Genomic DNA, 26,436 nt, shown 5'->3' with positions numbered 1-26,436 from the left:
GTCGCGCAGACTTAGGTGTCGATGAGCATCGGCGCGGAAGGTCCGTTCGGTACAGCTCATTCTCCGCTAAGTCTCCAAGCCTATCTTTGAACAACTCCGGGCTCATGTATCAGTAAGGCCGCTCATGCCGCCGGCAGACGCAAACCAGATGGTGTTCCAGTGGCTCTCCGTTCCCGATCCGACGGGCGCCACGCTGTTCTGGCTTTCGGCGCTGGCGCAGTGGCCGGTCTTCGGCCTTCCCGTTCTCCTGATCGGACTTTGGTTGTTCGGCTCGCGACCAAACCGGGAGGCTTCCGTCTTGGCCGGGATAACCGGCTGTGTGGCACTCCTGGCCGCGCATGTCGTCTCGACATTGATCGACCATCCGCGCCCCTTCATGGTTGGATTGGCCGCCAATCTCCTTGACCATGCGCCCGACAATTCTTTTCCGAGCGACCATGCGACGCTTCTCTTCGCAACAGCTGCGGCCTTCGCTTTTCGCCCCTTTCAACGAACGCTATGGCTTGGCGTTGCCGTAGCCACTGTCGGTCTCGCCGTGGAATGGGCGCGCGTGGCTCTTGGCGTTCATTTCCCCTTCGATATTTTTGGAGCTGCCTTCATCGCTGGATTGTCCGAGATATTGGTGACGAGCCGCGCCATGCGCTTGCCGCTCTTTATTGTGATGAAGACAAGCGAAACTATCCGGGATGGGCTGCCTCTCTCACCGGAAGACGACACGAGATCACTCTCGAAAAAGTTGAGCATTGATGCGCATCCTGATCGTTGAAGACAACGCCATGATCGGTCGGAGCCTTCGACAGGCGTTGCTCAATGAGGGCTTTTCGGTAGATTGGACAACCAGCGGACTCGACGGAGAAAGCTCGACGCGTATGGGTGCTTACGCGGCCATGCTTCTCGACCTTGGCCTGCCGGATACGACGGGCTTTGAACTCTTGAAGCGGCTTCGCAGCGGAGGGGACCAAACTCCGATTCTGATCCTAACCGCGAGGGACGCCGTTGCGGACCGGATCACGGGGCTCGACCTTGGAGCTGACGACTACATCGTCAAGCCGTTTGACATGGGCGAATTGGTGGCCCGGATGCGCGCAGTGGTTCGCCGACGCGCAGGGGTCGCGCAATCGATGCTGCAAACATCGGCTTTGACCCTCGATCTCGGCAACCACGAACTCGCCTTCGGAGGCGAGAAGCGCGTGCTCTCGTCCCGGGAGTTCGCCCTCATGCGTATTTTATTGGAGAGGCCGGGCACGATCCTATCACGCGGGCAAATCGAAGAACGCATCTACGGCTGGGGCGAAGAAGTCGAAAGCAATGCCGTCGACGTGCTGATCCACTCCTTGCGGAAGCGGTTCGGCAAGGCGCTGATCAACAACGTGCGTGGGGCTGGATGGATGGTAGCCAAAATTTGATCCGCTCCCTTCGTCAAACCGCCCTAATGTGGATGGCGGCCGTGATCACGGGCGTTGCGCTCACGGGAGCTGGTGCCTCCTACTTGTTCGCTTTGCACGAAGCCAACGGCTTCATGGACGGTCAGCTCAGGCAAGTAGCCTCGATCGCAGGCCCGCCCCTGCGGATCAAGACGTCGTTTTTCGGAGCAAGCGACCCTGAAGACAATCTCCGCGTCCAGATTTGGCCCGTGGATGGCGGGCTGCCTCAGACAGTCCCAGACGAGATCGGCATTCCGCGCCAACCGCGTGCCGGTTTTGCGACAATCGAAGTCGGACGCACCGGCTATCGCGTCTTCACCTCGATCGACGTGGCCGGCACCGTGCAGGTGTCGCAGGAAGTTGCGGTACGGCAGGAACTCGCCGAAAGCGCGGCTGTCCAAGCCGCTATCCCGCTCCTCTTTCTCATTCCAGTCGGCTTCGTGATTGTCGGGTGGAGTATGGGGCGGGCCTTAGCCGATCTGAAACTGCTCGCCACGAAAGTCGAGGGACTCCCGCCCGATAGCCGCGAGCCGCTCGATCTCGCCCAAGTGCCAATAGAGATCGCGCCGCTTGTCGTCGCTATGAATCGATTGATCGAGCGTCTGCGTGTCTCACTCGACCAGCAACGCAAATTCCTATCAGATGCCGCCCACGAACTTCGCACTCCGCTCACGGCACTCCGCTTGCAGATCGGCAATCTCGATGCGTCGGCGTCGACCGCCGACCCGATCACCATCGAAGATCTGCAACACGGCATACGGCGCGCCTCCACCCTGATCGAGCAACTGCTGCGCGTCGCTCGATACGACGCGGCGGCTGATGTCCACCAATGTATCGATGTCGATCTCTGCAGCATCGTAGTTGCGGCCATCGCTGATCATGTCGCGCTCGCCGAGAGCCGGTCGATCGACCTTGGAGTCACGGCACAGGAACCCGCACCCTTCTGCGGGGACCCTGGTGATCTGCGCATCCTCTTTGGTAATTTGATCGACAACGCCCTTAAATACACGCCGAACGGCGGTGTCGTCGATATCGCGGTGAGCGGTCGAAATGGGGCGGTCGGGATCACGATCACTGACACTGGACCGGGCATCGACCCCTCACTGCTGACGCGCGTCTTCGATCGATTTTTCCGCGGACCACCATCGACCGTCGATGGGAGTGGCCTTGGGCTTGCCATCTGCAGTTCGGTCGCCGCTCAACATGGCTTAACAATCACGCTCCGCAATCGATTAGATCGAACGGGCCTTTGTGTGCTCGTGAAGAGTCAGCCAGCGACGACACCGGCCCACTCGGCATCGGTCAATCCCGAAGCTACTCCGGCACCCTCGCGCATGAGCTGACGCACTGGACCGCCCCCAATCATCGCTATCTCAACTTCAGTCGCCAGACCGAGACCCTGATCGTCATGCTATCGCTGCCCTTCGTGCTCGTCGGCGGTCTGTGGCTGATGTGGTGGCTGGGCTTCAAGATGTCCGCCGCGGTCGTGGTGGGATTCATCGCCTTGACCGGCGTGGCGGCAGAGGCGGGCGTGGTCATGCTGATCTATCTCGACCTAGCGCTCGGCGAGGTGAGGGCGGCCTGCGAAACCCTCGGCAGCCGGTTCACCCGGGCCGACCTCGATCAAGCCATCATGCTCGGCGCCGTCGAGCGGGTACGCCCGAAGATGATGACCGTGGTCGCCATTATGGCCGGACTGGTCCCTATCTTGTGGAGCACCGGAACGGGGTCTGAGGTCATGCAGCGCATCGCGGTTCCCATGATCGGCGGCATAGTCTCCTCGACGCTGCTCACCCTCATCGTGATCCCGGCGATCTATGCCTCGATCAAAGGTTGGAACCTGCCGAAAGCCTGTCTGCAGGCCGAGCCGCAATCCGTGCGGCTACCGTACGGACAGGCGGCAGAGTGACGTTGTGTTACCCCTCGATGCACGCTTCGGGCTTTTACAAGACTAATGTCCCGACGCCCCATTCCGCGCCAGGCTTCGGATGATGGGACGTTCCGGACGATCGTTTCCCTCGCAGGCGTCCGCCAGGGCGTAGAGCACGTCGGCCATTTCCCGCATGTGAGCGATCCTCGTCTCTATTTCAGCCACGTGGGCCTGGGCGATCGACTTGACCTCCGAACCGGCTCGATCGCGATCGCTCCATAGCTTCAACAAGTCCTGGATGCGGTCGATGGAAAAGCCCAGGTCACGCGATCGACGAATGAAACGAAGACGGTGGACGTCCGCGTCGTCGTAGTCCCGATAATTGCTGGACCGGCGTCCTGCGGAAGGAATCAGCCCAATGGACTCGTAGTGGCGGATCATCTTGGCTGAGACGCCCGACGTCCGTGACGCTTGTCCGATCTGCATTCCTGGTCGCCTCGAATATAACGCTTGACCTTACTATTATGGGAAGGCGCAGGACGGCCGGGAAGGACAATTCCCATGAACACAACCGCACAAGACGAAACCAACGACGGCTGCTGCCAAAGCAACTGTGGCAAAGCGCAGGCGGCCATAACCCCGGTATCCGTTGCGGTCGTCAAGGACCCGGTCTGCGGGATGACTGTCGACCCGGAGACCGCCACTCAGAAGGCCGAGAATGCGGGTGAAACCTATTTCTTTTGCTCGGCTGGATGCCGAACGAAATTCGTGGAGGACCCGGCGAAATACGTTGCCCCCGACGACCCGGCTGCCGAAGGCATGCCCGTGAAACACACGGCCGCCGCGCATGGATGCGGGTGCGGTGGCAGGCACGGCACCCAGGCCGCGTCGCCGACCGATGGAGCGCCCAGTGAGGTCAAGGACCCGATCTGTGGGATGTCGGTGGACCCCGCGACCGCGAAGCACCGGGCCGAGCACGATGGCCGATCCTACTGTTTTTGTTCGGCTGGGTGCCGCACGAAATTCCTGGCCGATCCCGCGAAATATCTCTCGCCCTCGCAAGCCCCGGCGGTTCCGGCACCGGCAGGCTCGATCTACACCTGCCCGATGCATCCGCAGGTTCGGCAGGAGGGGCCCGGCAGCTGTCCGATCTGCGGGATGGCGCTGGAGCCGCTGACAGTCACGGCGGAAGCACCGCCCAACCATGAGCTGGCGGACATGACCCGCCGCTTCTGGATCGGGCTTGCGCTGGCGTTACCGATCTTCCTGCTTGAGATGGGTGGCCACATCCCCGGGCTGGGCCTGGACAGGCTCGTTCCTCCCCGGATCTCGACCTGGATCCAATTCGCACTGTCCACCCCGGTGGTCCTTTGGGCGGGTTGGCCGTTCTTTGTCCGTGGGTGGACCTCGGTGGTTCACCGCAACCTCAACATGTTCAGCCTCATCGCGCTCGGCACCGGGGCCGCGTACCTCTACAGCCTTGTGGCCGCCTTCGCGCCGGGGATATTCCCCGCCGGGTTCCGCGAGATGGGCGGGATGGTCCCGGTCTACTTCGAGCCGGCGGCGGTCATCGTCGTCCTCGTGCTGCTCGGCCAGGTCTTGGAGCTTCGCGCCCGCGACCAGACCGGAGGTGCGATCCGCGCGCTTCTGAACCTCGCGCCCAAGACCGCGTGGCGGGTCGCGGCGGGTGGAGCCGATGAGGAAGTTCCCCTGGCCGATGTGCAGGTCGGCGACACCTTGCGGGTACGGCCCGGCAGCGGCGTGCCGGTCGATGGCATCGTGCTCGACGGCCAGGGTGCCGTGGACGAGTCGATGGTCACGGGCGAGTCGATGCCCGCTGGCAAGCGTGCCGGGGACAAGCTCATCGGCGGAACAGTGAACGGGACCGGGTCCATCGTCATGCGCGCCGACAAGGTCGGTTCGGATACGATGCTGGCACGGATCGTCCAGATGGTCGCCGAGGCGCAGCGCAGCCGTGCTCCGATCCAGCGCATGGCCGATCTCGTCGCGAGCTACTTCGTGCCTGCGGTGCTGGCCGTGGCTGTCCTGGCCTTCGGCGCTTGGGCCGTCTGGGGCCCGGCTCCATCTCTGGCCTACGGGCTCATCGCAGCCGTTTCGGTGCTGATCATCGCCTGCCCCTGCGCCCTCGGGCTCGCCACGCCGATGAGCATCGGCGTCGGGGTCGGCAAGGGCGCGGGCTCCGGCATCCTGATCAAGTCCGCCGAGGCGCTGGAACGCCTTGAGAAAGTGGACACGCTGGTGGTGGACAAGACAGGCACCCTGACCGAAGGCAAACCCAAGGTGACGGCCATCGTGCCTGCCGCAGGATTATCGGAGAGCGAAATCCTAGGCCTCGCCGCAAGCCTTGAACGATCGAGCGAGCATCCGCTGGCCGCCGCGATCGTGGCGGCGGCGAAGGACCGTGGCATTTCGATCAAGGATCCGATCGACTTCGCCTCGGTGACGGGCAAGGGCGTCACCGGCACGGTCGGCGGCAGAAAGGTGGCGCTCGGCAATCAGGCGCTGATGCTGCAACTCGGAGTGGGCTCCGGCGCTCTCGACGCGAAGGCGGACTCGCTGCGCGGCGATGGCGCGACCGCGCTGTTCATGGCGGTCGACGGCGTCCCGGGAGCGGTGATCGCCATCGCGGATCCGGTTAAGCCGACCACGGCAGCCGCGCTCGACACCTTGCGGGCCGATGGCATCCGGATCGTCATGCTGACGGGTGACAACACGGCCACGGCCCAAGCGATCGGACGGCAACTGGGCATCGCCGATGTGCAAGGTGACGTGTTGCCCGAAGGCAAGCATGCCGCCGTCGTCAAGCTCAAGGCGGAGGGGCGTGTGGTGGCCATGGCCGGGGATGGCGTGAACGACGCCCCCGCGCTGGCGGAGGCTGACGTCGGCATCGCGATGGGCACCGGGACGGAGGTCGCGATCCAGAGCGCCGGCGTTACGCTCGTCAAGGGGGACCTGGCCGGCATCGCCCGCGCCCGGACGCTGAGCCGACTGACGATGAGCAACATCCGGCAGAACCTCGTCTTCGCCTTCGCCTATAACGTGATCGGCATTCCGGTGGCCGCCGGGGTCCTCTACCCGGCCTTCGGCATCCTTCTGAGCCCCATCGTCGCCGCGCTCGCGATGTCGCTGAGTTCGGTTTCCGTCATCGGCAACGCCCTGCGTCTGCGTTCGGCGCGGCTCGACTGATCTCACCTGATCGCTGGAAACGACCAGAACGTTGTTGTAGGGTCTTCGTCGAATGGAAACTTTCTACGCCTTCGTCCGCCGGCTCAGCGTGAGTTTGATGCTTCTGGCGATCGTGGCACTCGCGCTCCAAGCGGGTGGCACATCGGCGTTCGCCTTCGGCGGCGTCAGTGATTGCCCGAACGATGTCCATGTCGCGACTTCCATCTTTCATGGAGACGAAGCCGCAGCCGTGGATCGCGGTGACGGCGGGCACGTCCACACGGCGCCCTGCAAATCGGCCTGCTGTCATGCGGCGTGCTCGTTGGCCATGTTCGCCGAGGGGTTCCCGTTGCTCGTGCCGGCCCCGGTCGCGAGCGGCATCGTCGCCCTCGTTGTTCGCGTCGACGCCGGCATAGACCCGAAGGGTCTGTCGAGGCCCCCGAGAACCCGGCCCTCCGTCTAGGGCGGCGGAAGCCGTCGAGAGCCGCGAATGGTGCGCGCTCGACTTTTTACCTCAACCCATCGAACACCCTGCGTCTCCCGACGGCTCACTCGCCGTCGCGAACGCGGTGCGCGCCCTTAAAAACGGGCTGAAATGGCCGAGCGTGCAGCGCCGGCTCCATCACTCAAGGAGAAACCACATGAAGACCATTCTGAAGGCCGCGCTTATTGTCACAGTCCTGGGCGTACCCGCCATGGCCAGCGCAGAGGACATGAAGATGGACATGGGCGGCAAAGCGGGGACACCCGCCGACAAGGCGTTCACGGCGTCCATGCAGACGATGATGAAAAATATGGACGTGAAGCCCACGGGCAAGACGGACAAGGACTTCGTCCTGATGATGATGCCCCACCACCAGGGCGCCATCGACATGGCGAAGGTCGAGCTGCAGTACGGCAAGGACCCGATGCTCCGCACCCTGGCGACCGACATCGTCAAGGCGCAGGAGAAGGAGATCGCCGAGATGAAGGCTTGGCTCGCCAAGAACTAGGCCAGGTCGGCAGTGGCCATCGGCGGGGGAGATGCAGCCGGACAAGCCCTCAATGTCAGGGTGGGCCCTTCGGGGTATGCGCGCGTGCAGATCCTCCTGCACTGGCTGGTGGCCGCCCTGGTCGTGGTCCAGTACGCGACGAGCGGCGCCATCGTGCGAACGCACGCCGTCCACATGATCGGGCAGCGGCAGGACCCCACCGACCTGCTGCTGCACGGCCTGCACCTCAAGCTCGGGCTGGGGCTTGTCGCCCTCATGGTCGGGCGGCTGGCGCTTCGGCTCTGGATCGGGGCGCCGATGCCTGGAGGCACCGGATCGGCGTGGGCGACCTGCACGGCGCGCGTCGTACATGCCGCCTTCTACGCGGTGCTGATCTGCGAAGGGCTGACGGGCGCCATCGCGTCATACTTCTGGTGGCCCATCAGCCTGGCCCACGTGATCATTTTCAAGATCCTCCTGGCCTTGGTCACGATCCACGTCGCCGCCGTCCTCTGGCATGCGCTCGTCCTCAGGGACGCCACGTTGCGGCGGATGAGCCCGCAATGATTGATCGAATGACTTCGAAGCCTCGGGCTCGCACGAGCCGGTCCGCAACTGGGAACCCGCCGATGTCGCCGATGTTGAGAGTGGCTCTCTGGGCCGGATCGTTGGGCATCGCCGCGGCGATGTCGGCGGCGCCGGCGGACGCTCATCCCCACGTGTTCGTCACGGCCACGGAGGAGGTGCTGTTCGCCCCCGATGGGCAGGTCACGGGCATCCGGCATGCCTGGCGCTTCGACGACATGTACTCGTCCTTCGTCACCCAAGGCCTCGGGCCCGAAGGCGCCGTCCTGACCAGGGAGCAAATGGCGCCGCTGGCCAAGACGAACGTCGAGTCCCTGGCGGAATTCGGCTTCTTCACCGTCGTCAAGGCCGGGGGCAAGCAAGCCGAGTTCGGCGCCCCGGTCGACTATTGGCTTGAGGAGAGCAGCGACAAGCTGGTGACCCTCCATTTCACGCTGCCGCTCAAGGTCCCGGCCATGGCCAAGCCCGTGCTGTCGCTGGCCGTCTACGACCCCACATACTTTGTGTCCTTCAACCTGGCGGAGAAGGACCCCGTGTTGCTGAACGCCGCTCCGAACGGCTGCTCCTCCTCGGTGTCCAAGCCGAAGGCGCTCGACTCCGGCGACAATCAGAAGCTCTCGGAGGCGTTCTTCAGCAACATGTCGCCGGGCGTGGACTTCGGTATCAAGCTGGCCGAGCGCGCCATCGTCGCCTGCCCGTGATCGTGATCGGACCTCCGATGAACAGCAAGATGGCCCGCCTCGCGACCTGCTTTGGTGCCCTCGCGGTGGCTTGTATCGCGAGCCGCACCCCCGCTCTCGCCCAGGCCCACAACCCGTTCAGCGTCGGAATTTCCGAAGGAGGCGGGAGCGCATCCGGCATCGCGGGCTGGCTTCTCGCCAAACAGGCCGCCTACGAACAGATGCTCTCCGGCGCGGTGCGGGCCGCGAAGGCGGACGGCTCGGCGCTGTGGATTCTTTCGGGCCTCAGCTTCCTCTATGGCGTGTTCCACGCCGCCGGCCCGGGACACGGCAAGGCCGTGGTCGCCTCGTACATGTTCGCCAACGAGCGAGCGTTGAGGCGCGGGGTCATCATTTCGTTCCTCGCGGCGGCCTTGCAAGGCGTCGTGGCCATCGCCCTGATCGGCGTCTTGGCGCTCGTCTTCCACGCGACCGCGCAGGTTATGAAGGATGCGGCCCGGATCGTGGAAAGCCTAAGTTACGCGGGCATCGCCCTCCTCGGTCTGTGGCTCGTCTGGCGCAAGGGCGTGGCTTTTCTTCGGGCATGGCGGGCGCACGCACGACCATCCGGCGGCGATACTTCGATTTCGGCTCCCGGCCACGCTCGGCCTCCCGCGAACGAGTCGATGGCCGTCGTGGAATCCGATCACCGTCACGATCACGATGAAGCCTGCCGCTCCTCGCATGGGCTTGGCCACGTGAGCCACCCGATCGTCCCGCTGGCACACACGCCGCACGGCGTGGCCGGGCATGTCCACGACGATCACTGCGGACATTTCCACGCCCCCGATCCCGCGACGCTCGGGGACCAATTCTCCTGGACGAGCGCCCTGATGACTGTCGTCGCCGCAGGACTGCGGCCTTGCTCAGGAGCCATCCTGGTGCTCGTCTTCGCGCTCGCTCAAGGTTATTTCCTCGCCGGTGTTGCGGCGACCTTGGCGATGTCCCTGGGAACGGCGATCACGACTAGTGCGCTGGCGTGCCTCGCCGTCCTCGCCGGGGGTCTTGCAGTCCGGCTGTCGGGAGGAGGATCACGTCGAGGTGAGCTTGTGCTGCGTGCCCTGGAGGCCGGAGCCGGTGCACTGATCCTTCTGCTCGGAATCGGCCTCTTCCTGGGCGTGATGAGCACGGGCGCGTAATCGATCGATACCATTTGGATAACCCGACCCTGGCCAGCAGCCTTCCAGACATTCAGCACCCGAGACAGCGCCGACCGGGCCTAGAATTCGACTCGGCGAGCCGTGCGAATTCTCGCGATTCGGACGCAATGTGATGTCTGCTGGCGGGTCGAGGCCGCAAACTCCCGAACAACACTGATAGGCGCAGAGCCGCCAATTCAGGTCTGATCGATGATCAGCGTCAGCTTTGGTCGGCAGTGAACCCTCGGCGACTAGACAAGGACAGTCTTCAGCATCTGGTCGCCTGATCCGAAGCAAGAAATGCGCTCACCTGATCGATGGCGATGTCGAGATCGCGGTCGGACAGAGACCTTGCAATCTCGCGTAGACGAGCTTCCTGCAACATACGCTCCGCAGATCGTGAGGAACCGCTGTCCTCATCAAAAAACTCGGCGACGGGGACGCCCAAGATGCGTCCGAGCTCGACGAGGGTGTCGAGGCTAGGGAGCTGAAGACCCCGCTCGATGTTGGACACGCTCTCAGGGGTTCGCCCGATCTGAGCCGCCAACTCCTCCTGGGTCAGGTCACGGTACTGCCGGGCAGCCCGCACCTTCAGCCCCAGAACCTTTTTCAGTGCTCCACTCATCGCCCGAAGCTTGACTTCGAGAGTGGACCTTGACCACGAAGTAAACTTCGTTCATCACCTTTCCTGACGAAGCCGAGTTCTAATTCCAAGCATTTGTTGAAGCGCAGCCACGTGCGAGTGCGGCTGCGAAAATGGAGCCCGGGCGATCTTGTTGCATTGCAAATGCCGGCCTGTGCAAATTGTCTCTTTCGGCGATGGCCAAACACCAGCCGCGATGTCTATCGCCCTTGATGGCCAGCAATACCGCTGCGCCAGAAACTTCGCACCGGCCGCCGTGAACCTCCGGATATCACTGGAGACTTGAGAACATGAGCGGGACCCCGAACATCAGCCTGATTGCACGACTGAAGGCGCGCTATGACGCCCGACGTGCCACAGGCAAAACACTTTCGGCGAAGCATTTCGCGCTGATCGGCTTTATCGTGCCGGCCGTTTGGTCCGGCTACCACGCCATGCATCATCAAAGCACGAACGAAGAGTTGGCCTCGTCGTTCGTGCCTGGCGTCCTCCCAAGCTGTGACAGCGACGCCGCCCGTGGGCTTCTCATCGGCGCCCTCGAGGATGCACCTTCAGCCAAGAAGACGGGTGGCAAAGTCGCGAAGCTCGGCGACATCAAGGAGACCGGCTTCGTCCCGGTGAACAGCAAGGGCTCCGAGCTCCGCCTGTGTACCGCGGACGTGTTCCTAAACGTCGGTCGCCACGATGTGTCCTTCACGCTGCAGTGGACCAGCGCCACCAAGGACGAGCTGTGGATCGAAGCCGACTCGCCATTCTGAATTCATATCAGTCTTTTTTCACCCTCATCACACAGTTGCGGGAGACAAAACTTGTCGACGCTCAGCACAATTTTCAGCACGACTTTCGCCATCGCCGCCATTCTCGCAACCACGACCGGCAATGTTCGAGCTGCCGAGGCGAGTGCCACCCTTTCGGCCTATCCTTGTTCCGCTGTGGACCCGGAGCTTTACACCCACCAACGCTGGATCACCGGATCGACCCCTTACGGCATCGCAGTCGAGCAGTGGGACCAAGCAGCCTTCGATGCCCTGAAACAGCGCATGACCGCATGCATGACGTCGAGCAACCGACAGCGCACGCTTATGATGCTGAATTACCTCGAAGGGCCCTATAGTCCCCAGGCTCAAGTTTTGCGCCAGCTCGACACGTCGAACACCAAGGCCGCACAAAGGGCAGCCTTCGTCACCGAGCTCAAAACCGAGATGGCTTCGGCCGCTGCCGACACCACGCCGAGGAGCCGTCGCAATCGGTTGACGACACTCAGTTCGAAAATCGATCTCAGCACACTGCCGGCCGATCAGAAAATGGATCTTCGTCGCCTGTTGACCCAACGGATCAAGGAGGCGGCTGAACGGGATGCAGCGGCTGCTGTCGCCGCTGAACAGGTCGCGCAACAACAGCGTGCTGCCGAAACCGAAGCTGCAGATGCCGAGAAGGTAGCTGATGAGAAGCAAGCCGCCCAGCAGCAGGCTGAAGACAGCCGTAAGCAGCTCGAAGAGCAAGTGGAGGTCAAAGCGGCTGCCGCGGAGGCTGCACGCAAGCTCGCGCAACAGCAGGCTGAAGCGGCACGCGTGCAGCTGCACGCCGAGGCTCAGGCGCAAGCAGCTGCGGCCGAGGCTGAAACCTATTATCAGCAGCGTCTTCCCAAGCTCAGTCCGGATCTTATTAATTTTCTGACCAGAAACCCGAGTCTCAAGTCGCCACAAGCTTCATCTTCAGTTCAGGCCTCGCTTGCGATCGTCGACACGATGGCGTTCGCGCTCGATGTCTGCCACGAGAAACTTGACGAGTTCGGACCCGAGTGGGCCGAAATGCAACGAAGGCTTGGCCTGCTGCAACAAGTCCTGATCAGCTACGACGACGTGACGCCAGCCGAGATCGCGAAAGGAGCTCGCGATCGACGCACAAGGTTGGACAGCAACAGCTTCAAGGAACAACTACTCGGCAATGTAGCGTACATGCGACAAACGTGCGGGCAGGCAGAGATTATCACGAAAAACATGTTCGATTTTTCTCGATAGCTTCTTGAACTCCAAACTCTAGCGGCGACCGCGGGTCGCAAGAACGATCGTCTTGCCATGAAGCTTGCTGAGACTCTCCCATCTTCAAAGGCAAGCTCATGCATGCGATCACACCCGCTGACGTCATCGACCGTGCTCGTGGCGCTCTCCTCGGGCTAGCCGTCGGCGACGCGCTCGGCACGACACTCGAGTTCACGCGGCGGGACAGTCGGCCCAGTCTCGACGACAAGGACCCGGTCAAACTGGACGCGGCCCCGAGTGGCTGCTCGACCAGCGTGTCGAAACCGCAGGACCTCGATCCCTCCGACAAGCAGAAACTATCAGAGTCGTTCTTCTCGAACCTTTCGCCCGGGATCGATCTTGGGCTGAAACTCGCCGCTCGCGCCATCATCGCCTGCCCTTAATCATGATTCCCATGCGCGACTGAATCCAGCTTGCTCAATCGTTGACCTGGACCTTGGCCGATCTTCTGACATGGGCAATCCTGGGCCGCTTCGCCGCCCACTCATTACAAGTTGGCTCACGCGTAGGCCGTCCAGCTCTTTGGACGCCCGTCCCACACGTGCGCCGTCCTGACATCGTCAATGCGTACCGTCCGGCGTTGGCCGCCGACGCGCCGGCGCAGCGGCTCACCCTTATAGGCGTCGAGCGCCGGCATGGCTTTACCCGTCGACCATGACTCTTTCCCCGTGCTCCCGTCCGCCTGCGCGATGGCCCTGACCTCGACCATGCACCGACCGAACAGCCCGGTGACCTGGTAGAAGTCCACGTTGGTCTGGTCGTAGCCCCACGACGCCACCAGCACGTGCCCGACTTCCAGGCCGTGCGGCTTCGACGCGAGGACTCGGCGCTCCGCCCTCCGCGTGGCAGCCGGGCGGTAGCTCTCAAGGTGCCTCCTGACGGCCTTCTCCCGTGCTGCTTCGTCCGAGAACACTTGATGCCAATCGGGCTTCGTCGCCTTGCCGTGGAACGCCAGCGCAGCCGGCCTTTTCTTCCCCGCAGCGTAGACGAACACGACCGCGTCGCTCGCCTGTCCGTTATCCTGGTCGCCCCGCTCGGCACGTAGGCGTCCCGTGTCAACGTAAACCTTGCCATTCCCTTGTCTCCCACTCGCCGTCAGGCGGCCTACCCGTCTGCCGGCTTGCCACGTGGCGAACCGCGAGGAGGGAGGGGGCAAGGTCGCTACTGGGAGGGGGGATCGCCCACCCGGGGGCTTAGCCGGAGCGGACGCGAAGCGGGTCTGCACGGGAGCGAGACGAAGGGAGCAACGGAAGACTGGGGACACCCGGCAGGGGCCTTGTGGGGAGGGAGGGCCGCGCGCCTCCCTCCTTCTTGACGGCAAGTGCTAGCTAGGATCGTGATTGATCACAGCGGTTTCTTCACTTTCCCTCACAGGGCGTAACCGAAGCGTCACAAAGCCAAAGCTGCATTCGATTCCATGTAATCCTAATGGAGCAGACCGATCTCGCCCGCGGCGTCGACGTCCAGGTCGAACAGGAAGCCAATAGGGTACAAACCTCGATGTTACGGAGCGTATTGTCGTCGTGCCGAAGGCTTGAGCCCTCTGCGGCGTGGAGACGCGTGTGGCCTCAGGTCACAATTGGGATTCATATTTTTTGAAACGTTGTCGCCTGATGCTGCTGGATTGTTTATCGGTATGCTTGTCAAGCCATCCTCTTCAGCGACTTCGATTAATACAGACGACCTTCGGCTGCGTCATGTCTTCGTACGCAAACCTAACGCCTTCCCGTCCCATGCTACCGTACTTGTATCCGCCGAAAGGCATAGCATCGAAGCGGTAGTCAGAAGAGTCATTAATCATGATACCGCCTGCCTCGATCAGATCGGCGGCGAGCATGGCCGTGCTAAGGTTTTCGGTGAAGATGCCAGCATGAAGCGCGTACTCCGGCGCATTGGTGATCGCAATCGCGTTATCGAGATCGTCGAAGGCGTCCAGAAGAACCACGGGGGCGAAGATCTCTTCACGCCAGGCCGCGCAGCTTCGTGGGGCGGCTTCAAGAACGGTGGGCCGGAGACAGGCGCCATCAAGGCCTCCACCAGCGAGCAAGGCTGCCCCCCCTGCAAGGGCCTCGTCGATTAGCGCCAGGACGGATCGCGCATGCTCTTGGGAGATGAGCGGTCCTATGTCGGTGTCTGGTTCGGAAGGGTCGCCGACCTTGAGCTTTAGCGTTTCCGCTACGAAGGCGTCTCGGAACCGCTGGTAGACGGGTCTTTGGATCAGGATGCGTTGCGTGCCGATGCAGTTCTGTCCGGCGGCCCAGAAGGCACCTGAAACGCAGGCAGTGACGGCCGTGTCGATATCGGCGTCAGCCATGACGATCACGGCCGCGTTGCCGCCGAGATCCATGGACAACTTCTTCAAACCTGCCGAAGCAGCTATGCGCTCTCCCGTGCGAAAGCCGCCCGTGAACGTCACCATGCGAACCGAGCGAGAGGAGACGATCGCCTGACCAAGAGCGCCATCGCCGACCGCGACGCAGAGGACATCCTCGGGGAGTCCGGCTGCCTTCAACGTCGCGAGGAGGCGAAGAGCGCTGAGCGGCGTTCGTTCGGACGGCTTTAGGATGATCGAATTCCCGCCGGCCAAAGCCGGCCCCACCTTGTGGGCAACCAAGTTCAAGGGATCGTTGTATGGCGTGATAGCTGCAATCACTCCCAAGGGCTCGCGAGAAAACCATCCCTGCCGTCGCTCACTCCCCGCGAAGGCGTCGAATGGAATGACTTCGCCGGCGTTGCGCCGCGCCTCTTCCGCAGAGAGGCCCAAAGTGTTGATGCAGCGTGCCACCTCTCGACGAGCCTGCTTCAGAGGTTTGCCGGCCTCCGCGACGATCAGGTCCGCATAGCCCGTAGAATCGGCTTCGACGAGCTTGGCCGCACGGTCGAGAATGGCACCCCGTTCAGCGCGCGATAGCTGTTTCATAGTTGCGAAGCCGACCTGAGCTTGGTCGACGAGAAGACTTGCAAGACTGGCATCGAACCGAGGTACGGCGCCGATGATCCGCCCGTCGTACGGACTACGTACCTCGATCGAGGCGTCATCAGACATCACGAATGGTCCTTTGTACGGGAGGGCAAGCACGGTCCGGCCGATCGCCGCCCGCTGGTGGCGTGATCCAACCGGCACTCCTTCCGCGCTGCTGATCCGACTGGCGTCGAAGCGTTCGGTGCGCCCGGCCTCACCTGTCCTGGTAAGTCGACCGGCCTCGCTTCTAATCCTGGGAAACCCAGAGCTTCCGGGTGGTTTCGATAACGCGCCACACGCCCTCAAATCCAGGCTGCATGACGAAGCTATCACCAGCCTCGATGCGCCGTGGCGGCAGACCACTCTCCACCAGCTCGGAGACGCCGGACAGGATCGTGCAGAACTCCCAGGTCGAACCCTTGATGGCCTGATAGGCGCCTGGAGTCGCTTCCCAGATTCCTGCCCGGACCCGTCCGTCGGGAGTCGCGGAGATGTCCCACGTCTTGAAACGTGGATCTCCCTCCACCAACCGTTCCGGCAAGGGCTGCCCAAGTCGCGGTTCCGGTGCGTTCTCGGTGTCGAAAAAGGTTAACTTGCTCATGATGGAAGCTCCAGGTGAGAGAGTTACGAGGCCTGTCCGGAAGCCCAGCGTCGGAGATCGGTGGCATCGGCGCGGCCCGCGAGGACCTCAACCGTGCGTTCCCCTATCAGGGGGCCGAACTTGAACATCTGCCCATCACAGTTCGTGACGACCGCTGCTTTGCCGGATTGCGTCACGTGGAAGTGTCCGGTCCCATCCATCACGTAGTAACCGACCGCCATTCGTACTGGCCGGTAACGTTCAGCATTGCGCAGGTATGGCCTGAAATGGGCAATGACCTCGTGGCCTTCCTCGACCGAAGCGGCGAATCCATCGCTCGGCTTCGCAGCGCGTCGATGCGCACCGGAGCCGAACTTCAGCCCGGTGCCACCCACGGGCATCAGGGCATAATTGTCGCCTTCGCCAAGGTCCGTCAGGCATGGGCCGGTCTGCCAATGCGGCATGTCTTCCGCGGGCGGGTCGACGTAGCAAACAGCCTGGCGGTAGGTCGGCATTGCCGCGAAGCGGGGGAGGAGTGTCGGCAGCCATGCACCGGCCGCGATGACTAGGGCGTCTCCTTGCAGCGTTTCACCGCCTTCGAGGATCACGGTCGCGGAAGCCTCGTCTACGGCGTCGACGCGACGATGTTCGCGGCAATTGGCTCCTCGGGCGAGAACCCATTCGGCCAAGCCCGTCACGATCCGATCGGCGAAAAGCACGCCCCCGTCATGGTTCAGCAGCCCCCAAGCCCCTTCCGGGAGAGACAACTGAGGGCATAGCGCCTCGATCTCCGCAGCACGAAGCCGTTCATGGGGAATGTCTATCCGCTCGAACGTGGACGCAGACCGGTCAGTGTAATCTCCAGGGCGAGTCGACACCCCCAGAGTCCCCGTCCTGTGAAAGTGGGTGACGCCGAGATCGTCCCACACTCGCTCCCAAGCCTGGAAGGCCTGATCGACCATTCGCGTGTAGCCGATGGCATCGCCGTACTGATAGCGAATGAGCCGGTGGTGATCGAAGGATGCGCCCTGCGGATGCGGTATCGGGCCCTGTTCGACGATCGTAACCTGATGTCCGCAGAGTAGCGCTGCGCGGGCGCAAGACAGCCCGACTATCCCAGCGCCGACGACGATGAGCTTCATGGTGTTCTCTCGAAGAGGAGGTCTACAGGCTGGAAGGATCGTTCAGGCTCCGCTCGGCGCATTCCATGGCACCCGCTTCCAGCGCCACCTCACGTCGAGAAACGACTTCTGACCGCGAAGTCGGCGCTCCACCACGCGCACTATTCCTAGTGCGGCGAAGTTGATTGCCAGGTAGAACACCGAAGCCATGACGAAGACTTCCATCACCGCAAAGGTTTCGCTCATCATGCGCTTTGCATAACCGGTGATCTCAAGAACCGTAATCGTAGAAGCGAGGCTCGACTCCTTGACGATGATGGCCACCTCGTTGCCATACGCTGGCAAGGCTTGCCGTAGCGCCAACGGAAAGCGAATGCGGATGAGGGTCGTCCAGGACGACATTCCACAGGCCTGCGCTGCTTCAGTCATTCCACGTGGCAGGGCCATAAACGCGCTGCGGAATATTTCGGAAGTGTAGGCGATGGTGTTCAAGACCACAGCCAAGATCGAGCAATGCAAGGCGTCACCGATCAGCCACCACAGAGACGGGATGTGTCGTACGGCGCTGAACTCACCAAGCCCGTAGTATAAGATGAATATCTGCACAAGCATCGGCGTGCCGCGGAAGACCAACGCGTATGCATCGAAAACCCGACGCAGAAGCCTATGTTGGGACAGGCGAGCGAGGGCGGCTAGTAGGCCGATGGGAAGGCCAAACAATACGCCGATAATAGCGATTAGTACGGTAAGGCCAGCACCTTTAGCCAAGACAGGCTGATCGGCCCCCATCGGGTGGTCCGGGTTGATTGTTAGTTCATGGTCGGCCTGGGCGCCACCCTGAGCATGGCCGGCGGAGATGGTCGGGGTTTCGCAGCCGGCCATGCGGCGAAGGCGGGCACGAAGACCTCCGGCGCCGGGGGCTTGTAGCCGATTGATCCGTGCGGGCGCACAGTATTGTAATGCCTTCTCCAGCTTTCGATGATGACCTGAGCTTCCTTGAGCGAGTAGAAGATCTCTCCGTCGAGCAGCTCGTCTCGGAAGCGAGCGTTGAACGACTCGACGTAGCCGTTCTCCCACGGGCTGCCTGGGGCAATATAGGCGGTCTTTGCTCCAACCGCCGTGATCCAGTCTTGCACAGCCTGGGCGATGAACTCGGGGCCGTTGTCCGAACGGATGTGACCAGGCACGCCGCGCAGGATGAACAGGTCGGACAGAACGTCAATGACGTCGGTCGAGTTGAGCTTGCGCGCGACCCGGATGGCCAGGCACTCCCGGGTGAACTCGTCGACGACATTGAGGGTCCTGAACTTGCGGCCGTCATGCGTGCGATCCTCGACAAAGTCGTACGACCAGACGTGATCGCGGTGCTCGGGCCGGAGGCGAATGCAGGAGCCGTCGTTGAGCCAGAGACGTCCCTTCTTCGGCTGCTTGGCCGGCACCTTCAGCCCTTCGCATCGCCAGATGCGCTCGACCCGCTTGTCGTTTACCAGCCACCCGGCATCGCGCAGCAACGCCGCGATCTTGCGATAGCCGTAGCGGCCGTACTGCCGCGCCAGCTCGATGATGTCGCCCGTCAACGCCTCTTCGTCGTCAAAGCCCCGCGGCGCCTTGCGCTGCGTCGAGCGGTGCTGACCGAGCGCCGCACAGACGCGGCGCTCGGAGACAGGCAAATGCTGTCGCACATGCTCGATGCAGACGCGCCGGCGCGCGGGGCTCAGAAGTTTCCCGAGGCCGCCTCCTTCAGAATCAGCTTGTCGAGCGTGAGGTCGGCGATCGCCTTGCGAAGCCGCATGTTCTCCGTCTCCAGCTCCTTCAGGCGCTTGACCTGGTCAAGCTTCAAGCCGCCGAACTCCTTCCGCCACCGGTAGTAGGTGACCTCGGTCACCCCGATCGAGCGAACCGAGTCCGCAACGGTCTTCCCCTGTGAGACCAACACGTCGACCTGACGCAGCTTGCTCACGATCTCTTCAGGCTTCGGTCGTCTTCCCATCGATCCATCCTCCAGGCTCGAAAGCCATACATCGGGATGGACCACTTCAAGGGGGGACGATCATCCAGATCAGATCCCAGTCCATCATCGGCTCCCGAAACCAACGTTCAGTCGGCGCTCTATTGCAGAGAAGGTGAACTGACTGAGGCCAGTGATGGCCAGGAAGACCAGGGCGGCAAGCAGGTAGAACAGCAAGGGTGAGCGGGTGATGCCAGCAGCGATTGCTGAGATCCGCATCACTTCCTGTAGACCGACCACCGAGACGAGGGACGTTTCCTTAATGGTGGATTGCCAGACATTGTTGAGACCGCCCAGAGCCAAACGGAGCATTAATGGGGCGACGATCGTGCGGTAGAGTGCCCAACGAGGCAACGCGAGCGCCCGACCGGCCTCGATCAGTCCGGACGGGATCTCCTGCAGGGCACCCCGGAACACCTCCACCGCGTAGGCGCAGGCAATCACGCCAATCGCTACAACGCCCATGACGAAGGGGTACGTACCCTGCACGGCATCTTCGAACCCGAAGAAGGAGCCGATCGCATCCGCGGTTTCGACGGAGCCGAAGAAGAACAGATAGATCACCAGAAGCCCTGGGACGCTGCGCACGATCGTGGCTGCGGCCTCGATAGCCTGGGAGGCGACGGGGATCTTGAGCCAGCGAACAAGAGCCAGTGGAAAGCCCAGGAGGAGCCCCAGCAGCATGCCGAGGGCCCCAACCGCGACCGTCATGAAACTGCCCCGCACCATGGCGAGCGCCCAGCCCCTGTCTACCAGCAGTACCCAGAGATCATGGGGCATACGCCGCTTTCCTCCTGCTCTTGCGCGGCGACCGTGTCGCGAGCCTACTGCTTGCAGGGAAGGGTGTAATCCTCGTCGAACCACTTCTGACTGATCTTCGTCATTGTGCCGTCGTTGATGATGGTGCACAGCGCCTGATCGACCTTGCCTTTCAGGTCGGCGTTCCCCTTGTGCAAGCCGACCCCCATACCCTGACCGAGCGTGGAGGGGTCGTCGGAGGATTTCACCTTCGCGTTCAGCACAAGAAAGTCTTTGCCGTCAGGGCTCTTGCGGAAATCGTCCCATGTGGGAAGATCGCTGAAGCCGACGACGATCCTTCCTGCTGCAAGGTCAGCTGTCATCTGCGTAGTCGAATCGTAGGTCTTGAGGTTTGCTCCGGGCGTTCTTGGCTAGATACTTGGCATCCGTGGTCCCGTTGACCGCACCGACATCCTTCCCGTCCAATGATTTTAATATTTCGGGCAATGTCGTCAAGTTAGCGATCGGCGAACCTTTTGGTACGGCGAAGTACTGCGGACACGAGGCGTAGGGTACCGAATAGTCGATTCTTTTCTGCCGCTCAGGCGTGATGCCGAGGCCCGAGATGATGACGTCAAACCGGTTCGTGTCGATGGATGGAATTAGCGTGCTGAACGATTGCACGACGAACTGGCATTTTACTTTAAGTTCGCCACAGATGGCATTGCCGACGTCAGCGTCGAAGCCAGTCACATGACCCTCGGCGTCCGCCATGCTGAACTTCGGTGCGTCTCCCTCCGTTCCCACGGTCAGTACGCCTTCCTTGGCTGAAGCGGCGCCGGTCAGGATCGAAAGCGCTGCCGCGCAAGCCAATGCCGTCAAATATCGATTGCTCATGAGGGATCTCCTGTGATCATGGGTCAGTTTAGGCGCATCGCCGTCGTGGACAGGAAGGCGCGGACCTGGGCCGTCTTGGGTGCGCCGAAGAGCGCCGTGGGCGTGTCATCCTCTATGATGCGTCCTTGGTGGAGGAACACCACGCGAGTCGACACATCTCGCGCGAACCGCATTTCGTGAGTGACCAAGAGGATAGTGTTGCCCTCCTCGGCTAGTCGCCTGATCACTTGCAGGACTTCGGCGACGAGTTCCGGGTCCAGTGCCGAGGTCGGCTCATCGAACAACATGATACGCGGCCGAAGTGCCAACATGCGCGCGATTGCGACCCGCTGCTGCTGGCCTCCGGACAATCTCTCCGGATACTTATCGGCTTGGCTCAGCATGCCGACGCGCCGGAGTACGGCGCGGGCTCGATCGTCGGCTTCGCGTTTGTCCAGTTTTTGGACCCAAAGAAGCGGTCCAATCACGTTCTCCAGTGTCGTCAGGTGTGGCCAGAGATTGAAGTCCTGGAACACCATTCCGATGCGGCGCCTGAACAGATCGATGTTGGCTTTGTTTGTGAAGCTCGGCTGACCGTCGGGCTCGCAAGCGACCGAGACACCCTCCCCCGCCACTTCGATCGTTCCAGCAGTTGGAGTCTCAAGAAAGTTTATGCATCTCAGGAATGTGCTCTTGCCCGAACCCGAAGCTCCGATGAGCGATACCACCTCTCCTTCGCCCACCTTGATGTCGATACCGTCGAGGACGTCCATGGTTCCGAATCGTTTCCGAAGACCCCAGACCTTGAGAAGCGCCGATGATCGATCCCGCCCCGGTCTGAGTTCCGGCCCTGCCGTGGACACGTCAACCCGATCCATGGGATCGCCTCAGGTCCGCTCACGGGAGAGATCGTCCATCACCTCACGTACGGCGGAAGCCGCGATGGCCACCATTTCGTCGATTTCCGCGACCGTCATAACGAGTGGAGGTGAGAAACCCAGGATGTCGCCATGAGGCATCGCACGGGCGATCAGACGACGGTTGCGGGCCGCCTGCGAGATGCGTGCCCCGACCTTGAGCGCGGGATCGAACCGCCTCTTCGTGCCGCGATCGGCCACGAACTCAATGGCTGCCATCATGCCCACCCCACGGACCTCTCCCACGATAGGTAACTGGGCGAATTCCCTCGTCAGGGCGGCCAGGAGGTGGGCTCCGTTGCGAGCCGAGGCGCCGGCCAGGTCCTCCCGTTCCACGATGTCGAGCACCGCGTTCGCCGCCGCCGCCCCAAGAGGGTGGCCCGAGTAGGTGTAACCATGCGAGAAACTGCCGACACGATCGGTCGCGTCTTCCATGACGCCGTAGATCGCTTCGCTGACGATGCATGCCGACATGGGCACATAGGCCGAGGTCAAGCCCTTCGCGACCGTTATCAGATCCGGCTGCATACCATAAAGGTCGGATCCGAAAGCGGCGCCCGTTCGGCCGAAACCGCAGATAACCTCATCGGCGATCAAGAGCACGTCGTATTTTCGAAGCACCGTTTGGATTTTTGGCCAGTACCCTGCCGGCGGCGGGATGATGCCGCCCGTGCCTAGGACTGGCTCGGCGATAAAGGCCGCGACCGTCTCGGGACCTTCAGCAACGATGAGCGCCTCAAGTTCGTCGGCACGCCTTTGTGAGAAGGCTTCTTCGGTCTCGCCCACCGTCGCACCCCAATAATGGTGCGGTACGCCGGTCCGCAGAATGCCCGACACGGGCAGATCCATGTGGTCGTGATAGAAGCTCAATCCTGTCATCGAGCCTGAGATCACGGAACATCCGTGGTAGCCCCGTTCGCGTGAGATGATTTTCTTTTTCTTAGGCCGTCCAAGTAGATTGTTGTAGTACCATACAAGTTTGGCCTGCGTCTCGTTCGCGTCCGACCCTGAAAGACCAAAGAAAACCTTTGACATTCGGCCTGGCGCCATTCGAACTAGCCGGTCGGCGAGAATGGCAAGTTCGTCAGTCGTATGCCCCGCATAGGTGTGATAGTACGCAAGTTGATGAGCTTGTCGGGAGATTGCTTCTGCAACTTCGGTTCGACCATAACCTACATTTACGCAGTATAGTCCCGCAAAGCCATCGATGTACTCGCGTCCATCGGCATCTGTGACCCTGACACCTTTTCCGCCGCGCATAATCGTCGGCTGCATCGACGTGCCCGACGCGTAGTCCTTCAGTGGCGTGAAAGGATGCAGAACGGACCTGCGATCCATTTCGGCAATGCTATCTGTCATTTCTACACGTCCAACAACGGTGAGAGTCGCTTGAGCCTCTCGGCCGACCACAGCTCCATATCGACACTCTAATGGGCCGTAACGATCAAAAGCTGCAACCTTTGGCGTTTGACGCGGAAATTCAGATTTTATATGTTCACTTACGATGATTTTCGGAGCCTCGGATGCAAGTCGATAGCGTGGATGCCCGTATCCTTCGGATCGTTCAAATCAATAATCGTGCCACGTCGGAAGAAATCGGCGCTGTCGTGGGTCTCTCGGCCACGGCCGTGCAGCGCCGGCTGAAGCGAATGCGTCAAACCGGCGTCATCGAAGGCGACGTGTCGGTGATCAACCTGAAATCCATCAAACGCACAGTCTCGATGGTGGTCCTGGTGACTCTGGAGCGCGAGCGCGCCGACATAGTCGACCGGTTCAAACAGGCCATCCGGCAGACGCCGGAGGTGATGAACGGATACTACGTGACGGGCGACAGTGACTTCATGCTTATCGTGACTGCTGAAAGCATGGAAGATTATGAATTGTTTACCAGGAGGTTCTTCTATGAAAATAATGACATAAAGGGCTTTAAGACCATGGTCATCATGGACCGGGTTAAAACAGGCTTTTCCGCGCCAATAGACCCTCAATCGTTCGACCAAATTCAAGTATAGTGACCTTCTGAGTGTCGCCATTCAGGTAGGTTCGTATACCGCAGCCGTTACCCTCGATCCCGTCGACGCCTGGCAGGATACAGCGGATCTTGTGGCCGAGCCCGGATCGAACAGGTCACGCCGAGCATCGCTTCCCAGACGCCGACCGTTTCGCCGCGCGCTTCTGCCAGCGCCCATGCCTTGAACTCGGGCTAACCTGAGACCAGTCGTTCGGGTGGCGGCAGGATCGTCCCCGGCGTAGATCTCCGTTCGGGATCCTTGATTATGAGAAGCATTACGCATTCATGTCCGAAGCTCAGTAGCCGCGGGCTCGATCGACGAGACCGATCATCGGCTGGCCGGCTTCGAAACGGCGAATGTTCTCGATCACAGCCCGTGCAGCCGTGCGGGGTTGGGTGACTCCAGCCACATGGGGTGTGACCATGACTTTCGGATTGCGCCAGAGCGGATCCCCCCGCGGCAGCGGCTCGGGATCGGTCACGTCGAGGATGGCGGCGGAGAGATGTCCGCACTCAAGAGAGGCCAGAAGCGCCGCCGCGTTGAGTTGGGCACCGCGTCCAGCATGGACCAGCGCCGCGCCTTTCGGCAGACGCGCGAACAGGGGCGCGTCGAGAAAGCCACGCGTCTCGGCTGTTAGCGGCAGAAGGCAGACTAGGATGTCCGTTTGGGCAAGGAATTCCGGCAGTTGATCGGCCCCTTGGAAGCATTGGACGCCCTCGATCGAACGTGGCGAGCGGCTCCAACCGGCAAGCGGGAAGCCGAAAGGGGCCAGTCGCTCCATAGCCGCCTGCGCCAGCATGCCAAAGCCCAGAAATCCGACGCGCCGGTCATTGGCCTGCCGCGCAGGCAGGGCGCGCCAGACCTCTGCTGCCTGCTGCCCGGCATAGGCTGACCAGTCGCGGTGGAGCGCCAGGACCGCAAGAGTGACGTATTCCTGCATCATGCGAATGATGCCGTCTTCGACCATGCGCACGACCGAGACCTCGGGCGCGAGGCTCGCGGCGGCGAATTGGTCGACGCCCGCGCCAATCGAGAAGACAACCTTTAGGTGCCGGAAGCGACCGAGGCGTTCGGGCATCTCCCAAGTGATGAAGTAGCGGACGTCGTCCGGGTCGACTGTCGTCGGGTCGTCCGCGAACCCGACGGCCGGCAGCTCTCTTTCGAACGCTTTACGAAACACGGTTGCGCGTTCTGGGGTCGAGTTGAAAAGGAAAACTGGCCGGGCGCTCATGTGTAGTATCTTTCACTGAGAGAGGACGAGTTATTATGCCTGGAACCTCATGCGGCGGAGGTTGCCCGAGCGACAGCACCTCCGTCTGGTGCCGGCCGTTACCCTCGCACAATCCCTTCTTCTCCCTAGCGCCGAAAGGCGGCTTGCCACGTGGCGAACCGCGGAAGGGGGCCTTGTGGGGAGGGAGGGCCGGGCGCCTCCCTCCCAAACGAAGAGGGGAAATACGCTACCTGCTTGCTGCTACCCGCTACCTGCTACCAAAATCGCTACCTTTACGATTCCCTCAGTTCCGCCAGGCACGCTCCTATTGAGTCGGAGTTCCTGTCATGGTCGATCGCACCGAGCTTTTCGAGGTCGCTGATGCCATTCGAAGCGAAGGGAAGGTGCCGTCCCTTCGCCTGATACGGGCACGCCTCAAGGCCGGTGGCTCGTTCAGGGATGTCGGCCAGCTTTTTCTAGACTGGTCCATCGAGCGGGACTTCCGACCCCGACCGAAGACGAGCGACTTGCCCGATTATCTCCGGGAGCGTCTCGCGACGGTCGCGGCCGAGGTTTGGCGGGACGGTCATCGGAATGGGATCCTGGCAGGCCAGGATCAGCGTGACCTCCTCGCCATCGAGCGCGACAAGCGGGAGACCTTGCTCGTCGAGGCCCTGGCGATGGCAGACGGCTTGGAGAACGAGCGGAACAGGCTTCTGGAAGAGATCGAATCGATCAGGTCGAACCGAGTCCCCGTCGACCGCGCCGTGACGACCGCGTTCTGGAAGCGCGCGACCAAGGAGCTTGTTGGCCTGATGGGGGACGACGAGCTTGGTCCCGAGGAGATCATGGCCCTCGTGAGCGCAGAGACGGAGGCCGAGGCGCTCGGCCTGATCAGGCAGGTGTGGTGTCCGTCACTGCTCGTCGACAAGCTCCGCCGGGCGAATCTCATCGAGGAGCCCAAGAAGGGTCTCTTCCGCCGCAGATCCGGACATGTTGTCGAGGCCGTGTCTAACCCCAGGCCTGTGGACCTCACGCTTCCCGACGTTCCGCCGCCCGACGAGCGGCCGACACTTCCACCTCGCGGCACCTTGAGAGACCTCGCGCGGCGAATGCGGGACCAGGACGAGTGGGAGCCCGACATCGGGGATCGAACGGCGGAGGGTTAGGCGAACAGGGTCCGACGGACCTTCGATCCGAAGGACGATTTCCTCGAAACTTCCGATGACGGACGAGGCTCGGACAGGTCGGTGGAAAGGCTCAAGGATCGTAAATTCGATCCTTGCGGAGTGACACACGGCGGTGATACACGAGGGCCCTGGATCGACGTCGTTAGTCACTGTTATTGTTGAGCTTTTTTGGGAATGGCTGGAGTCCCTCCCTCTCCACCACAAGCCAGAATTCTAGAATGTATTTTTCAGATTCGCGCTTTC

Annotated in this window: 26 protein-coding genes and 2 pseudogenes; 15 read left to right on the top strand and 13 right to left on the bottom strand. The window is 61.9% G+C overall.

Translation table 11 applies throughout. The features are described from left to right. Window positions 1–124 precede the first annotated feature (124 nt). The 4 genes and pseudogenes from EY713_RS10040 to EY713_RS10025 all read left to right on the top strand — a co-directional run. Window positions 125–766 carry an undecaprenyl-diphosphatase gene (locus tag EY713_RS10040; protein WP_131114663.1) on the top strand — a complete coding sequence of 214 codons (642 nt, stop codon included), beginning with the start codon at window positions 125–127 and terminating at the stop codon, window positions 764–766. Continuing rightward, window positions 747–1,406 carry a response regulator gene (locus tag EY713_RS10035; protein ID WP_131114662.1) on the top strand — a complete coding sequence of 220 codons (660 nt, stop codon included), beginning with the start codon at window positions 747–749 and terminating at the stop codon, window positions 1,404–1,406. The genes EY713_RS10040 and EY713_RS10035 overlap by 20 nt, the downstream gene beginning before the upstream one ends. A gap of 41 nt (window positions 1,407–1,447) precedes the next feature. Beyond that, on the top strand, window positions 1,448–2,767 hold the full coding sequence (locus tag EY713_RS10030; protein WP_210215327.1) for an ATP-binding protein: 1,320 nt from the start codon (window positions 1,448–1,450) through the stop codon (window positions 2,765–2,767). A gap of 26 nt (window positions 2,768–2,793) precedes the next feature. Continuing rightward, window positions 2,794–3,333: pseudogene (locus EY713_RS10025) on the top strand (efflux RND transporter permease subunit); the annotation flags it as partial. Between the two features lie 42 nt (window positions 3,334–3,375). Here EY713_RS10025 and cueR read toward each other — a convergent pair. Continuing rightward, window positions 3,376–3,780 (bottom strand): Cu(I)-responsive transcriptional regulator, encoded by a 405-nt coding sequence (gene cueR, locus EY713_RS10020; RefSeq protein WP_131114660.1) that lies wholly within the window; start codon window positions 3,778–3,780, stop codon window positions 3,376–3,378. 192 nt (window positions 3,781–3,972) lie between these two features. Between cueR and EY713_RS10015 the strand changes: the two genes are divergently transcribed. From EY713_RS10015 to EY713_RS09990, 6 genes are all read left to right on the top strand, one after another. After that, the gene (locus tag EY713_RS10015) at window positions 3,973–6,501 is read left to right on the top strand and encodes a heavy metal translocating P-type ATPase (RefSeq protein WP_245572996.1); all 2,529 of its coding nucleotides are present in this window, start codon (window positions 3,973–3,975) and stop codon (window positions 6,499–6,501) included. Window positions 6,502–6,553: 52 nt separating this feature from the next. Further along, the gene (locus EY713_RS10010; protein ID WP_131114658.1) at window positions 6,554–6,943 is read left to right on the top strand and encodes a hypothetical protein; all 390 of its coding nucleotides are present in this window, start codon (window positions 6,554–6,556) and stop codon (window positions 6,941–6,943) included. A gap of 178 nt (window positions 6,944–7,121) precedes the next feature. Then, the gene (gene copM / locus EY713_RS10005; protein WP_131114657.1) at window positions 7,122–7,472 is read left to right on the top strand and encodes a CopM family metallochaperone; all 351 of its coding nucleotides are present in this window, start codon (window positions 7,122–7,124) and stop codon (window positions 7,470–7,472) included. An 84-nt stretch (window positions 7,473–7,556) separates the two neighbouring features. Next, window positions 7,557–8,018 (top strand): cytochrome b, encoded by a 462-nt coding sequence (locus EY713_RS10000; protein ID WP_165491087.1) that lies wholly within the window; start codon window positions 7,557–7,559, stop codon window positions 8,016–8,018. A gap of 62 nt (window positions 8,019–8,080) precedes the next feature. Next, window positions 8,081–8,737 (top strand): DUF1007 family protein, encoded by a 657-nt coding sequence (locus tag EY713_RS09995; protein WP_245572965.1) that lies wholly within the window; start codon window positions 8,081–8,083, stop codon window positions 8,735–8,737. A gap of 17 nt (window positions 8,738–8,754) precedes the next feature. Continuing rightward, window positions 8,755–9,894 carry a nickel/cobalt transporter gene (locus tag EY713_RS09990; protein ID WP_245572964.1) on the top strand — a complete coding sequence of 380 codons (1,140 nt, stop codon included), beginning with the start codon at window positions 8,755–8,757 and terminating at the stop codon, window positions 9,892–9,894. A 268-nt stretch (window positions 9,895–10,162) separates the two neighbouring features. Here the strand turns inward: EY713_RS09990 and EY713_RS09985 are convergent, their stop codons facing one another. Beyond that, a complete protein-coding gene (locus tag EY713_RS09985; protein ID WP_131114655.1) occupies window positions 10,163–10,519 on the bottom strand; it encodes a helix-turn-helix transcriptional regulator in 357 nt (118 codons plus the stop codon). Window positions 10,520–10,827: 308 nt separating this feature from the next. Between EY713_RS09985 and EY713_RS09980 the strand changes: the two genes are divergently transcribed. The 3 genes from EY713_RS09980 (at window position 10,828) to EY713_RS23150 (ending at window position 12,962) form a co-directional block, all read left to right on the top strand. Continuing rightward, window positions 10,828–11,295, top strand: a complete 468-nt coding sequence (locus EY713_RS09980) for a hypothetical protein (protein ID WP_131114654.1) — start codon at window positions 10,828–10,830, stop codon at window positions 11,293–11,295. A 51-nt stretch (window positions 11,296–11,346) separates the two neighbouring features. Beyond that, entirely contained in the window at window positions 11,347–12,558 is a 1,212-nt protein-coding gene (locus EY713_RS09975; RefSeq protein ID WP_131114653.1) for a hypothetical protein, read from the top strand. Window positions 12,559–12,656: 98 nt separating this feature from the next. Beyond that, a complete protein-coding gene (locus EY713_RS23150; RefSeq protein ID WP_131114652.1) occupies window positions 12,657–12,962 on the top strand; it encodes a DUF1007 family protein in 306 nt (101 codons plus the stop codon). A 116-nt stretch (window positions 12,963–13,078) separates the two neighbouring features. On the opposite strand, the gene EY713_RS09965 is transcribed toward EY713_RS23150, so the two are convergent. From EY713_RS09965 to EY713_RS09920, 10 genes and pseudogenes are all read right to left on the bottom strand, one after another. Further along, window positions 13,079–13,573 carry a hypothetical protein gene (locus EY713_RS09965; protein WP_245572963.1) on the bottom strand — a complete coding sequence of 165 codons (495 nt, stop codon included), beginning with the start codon at window positions 13,571–13,573 and terminating at the stop codon, window positions 13,079–13,081. A 663-nt stretch (window positions 13,574–14,236) separates the two neighbouring features. Continuing rightward, complete coding sequence (locus EY713_RS09960) at window positions 14,237–15,625, bottom strand: aldehyde dehydrogenase family protein (RefSeq protein ID WP_131114651.1); 1,389 nt, start codon at window positions 15,623–15,625, stop codon at window positions 14,237–14,239. 163 nt (window positions 15,626–15,788) lie between these two features. Next, complete coding sequence (locus EY713_RS09955; protein ID WP_131114650.1) at window positions 15,789–16,142, bottom strand: cupin domain-containing protein; 354 nt, start codon at window positions 16,140–16,142, stop codon at window positions 15,789–15,791. Between the two features lie 23 nt (window positions 16,143–16,165). Beyond that, a complete protein-coding gene (locus EY713_RS09950) occupies window positions 16,166–17,263 on the bottom strand; it encodes an NAD(P)/FAD-dependent oxidoreductase (RefSeq protein WP_131114649.1) in 1,098 nt (365 codons plus the stop codon). 42 nt (window positions 17,264–17,305) lie between these two features. Next, complete coding sequence (locus EY713_RS09945) at window positions 17,306–18,031, bottom strand: ABC transporter permease (RefSeq protein WP_131114648.1); 726 nt, start codon at window positions 18,029–18,031, stop codon at window positions 17,306–17,308. A gap of 20 nt (window positions 18,032–18,051) precedes the next feature. Then, window positions 18,052–19,232 (bottom strand): IS3 family transposase gene (locus tag EY713_RS09940; protein ID WP_131113674.1). Its coding sequence is split into 2 segments (ribosomal slippage): window positions 18,052–18,971 and window positions 18,971–19,232, totalling 1,182 coding nucleotides; the frame shifts between segments, so codons are not numbered across the junction. Window positions 19,233–19,316: 84 nt separating this feature from the next. Beyond that, entirely contained in the window at window positions 19,317–20,030 is a 714-nt protein-coding gene (locus EY713_RS09935; protein WP_131114647.1) for an ABC transporter permease subunit, read from the bottom strand. A 44-nt stretch (window positions 20,031–20,074) separates the two neighbouring features. Then, a pseudogene (locus EY713_RS09930) lies at window positions 20,075–20,885 on the bottom strand (transporter substrate-binding domain-containing protein). A 23-nt stretch (window positions 20,886–20,908) separates the two neighbouring features. Then, window positions 20,909–21,637: an amino acid ABC transporter ATP-binding protein gene (locus tag EY713_RS09925; RefSeq protein ID WP_245572962.1), complete on the bottom strand. Its 729-nt coding sequence runs from the start codon at window positions 21,635–21,637 to the stop codon at window positions 20,909–20,911. Between the two features lie 114 nt (window positions 21,638–21,751). Then, entirely contained in the window at window positions 21,752–23,140 is a 1,389-nt protein-coding gene (locus tag EY713_RS09920) for an aminotransferase (RefSeq protein ID WP_131114645.1), read from the bottom strand. A 164-nt stretch (window positions 23,141–23,304) separates the two neighbouring features. On the opposite strand from EY713_RS09920, the gene EY713_RS09915 reads away from it, so the two are divergent. Continuing rightward, window positions 23,305–23,793 carry an Lrp/AsnC family transcriptional regulator gene (locus EY713_RS09915; RefSeq protein ID WP_131114644.1) on the top strand — a complete coding sequence of 163 codons (489 nt, stop codon included), beginning with the start codon at window positions 23,305–23,307 and terminating at the stop codon, window positions 23,791–23,793. Window positions 23,794–24,088: 295 nt separating this feature from the next. On the opposite strand, the gene EY713_RS09910 is transcribed toward EY713_RS09915, so the two are convergent. Then, on the bottom strand, window positions 24,089–25,024 hold the full coding sequence (locus EY713_RS09910) for a 2-hydroxyacid dehydrogenase (RefSeq protein ID WP_131114643.1): 936 nt from the start codon (window positions 25,022–25,024) through the stop codon (window positions 24,089–24,091). A gap of 383 nt (window positions 25,025–25,407) precedes the next feature. On the opposite strand from EY713_RS09910, the gene EY713_RS09905 reads away from it, so the two are divergent. Further along, the gene (locus tag EY713_RS09905) at window positions 25,408–26,172 is read left to right on the top strand and encodes a DNA-binding protein (protein WP_245572961.1); all 765 of its coding nucleotides are present in this window, start codon (window positions 25,408–25,410) and stop codon (window positions 26,170–26,172) included. Window positions 26,173–26,436 lie beyond the last annotated feature (264 nt).

Source organism: Lichenihabitans psoromatis (assembly GCF_004323635.1).
GTDB classification, from domain to species: Bacteria; Pseudomonadota; Alphaproteobacteria; order Rhizobiales; family Beijerinckiaceae; genus Lichenihabitans; species Lichenihabitans psoromatis.
The sequence above is the reverse complement of the archived record's forward strand: the minus strand, read 5'-3'. Positions and strand labels throughout refer to the sequence as shown.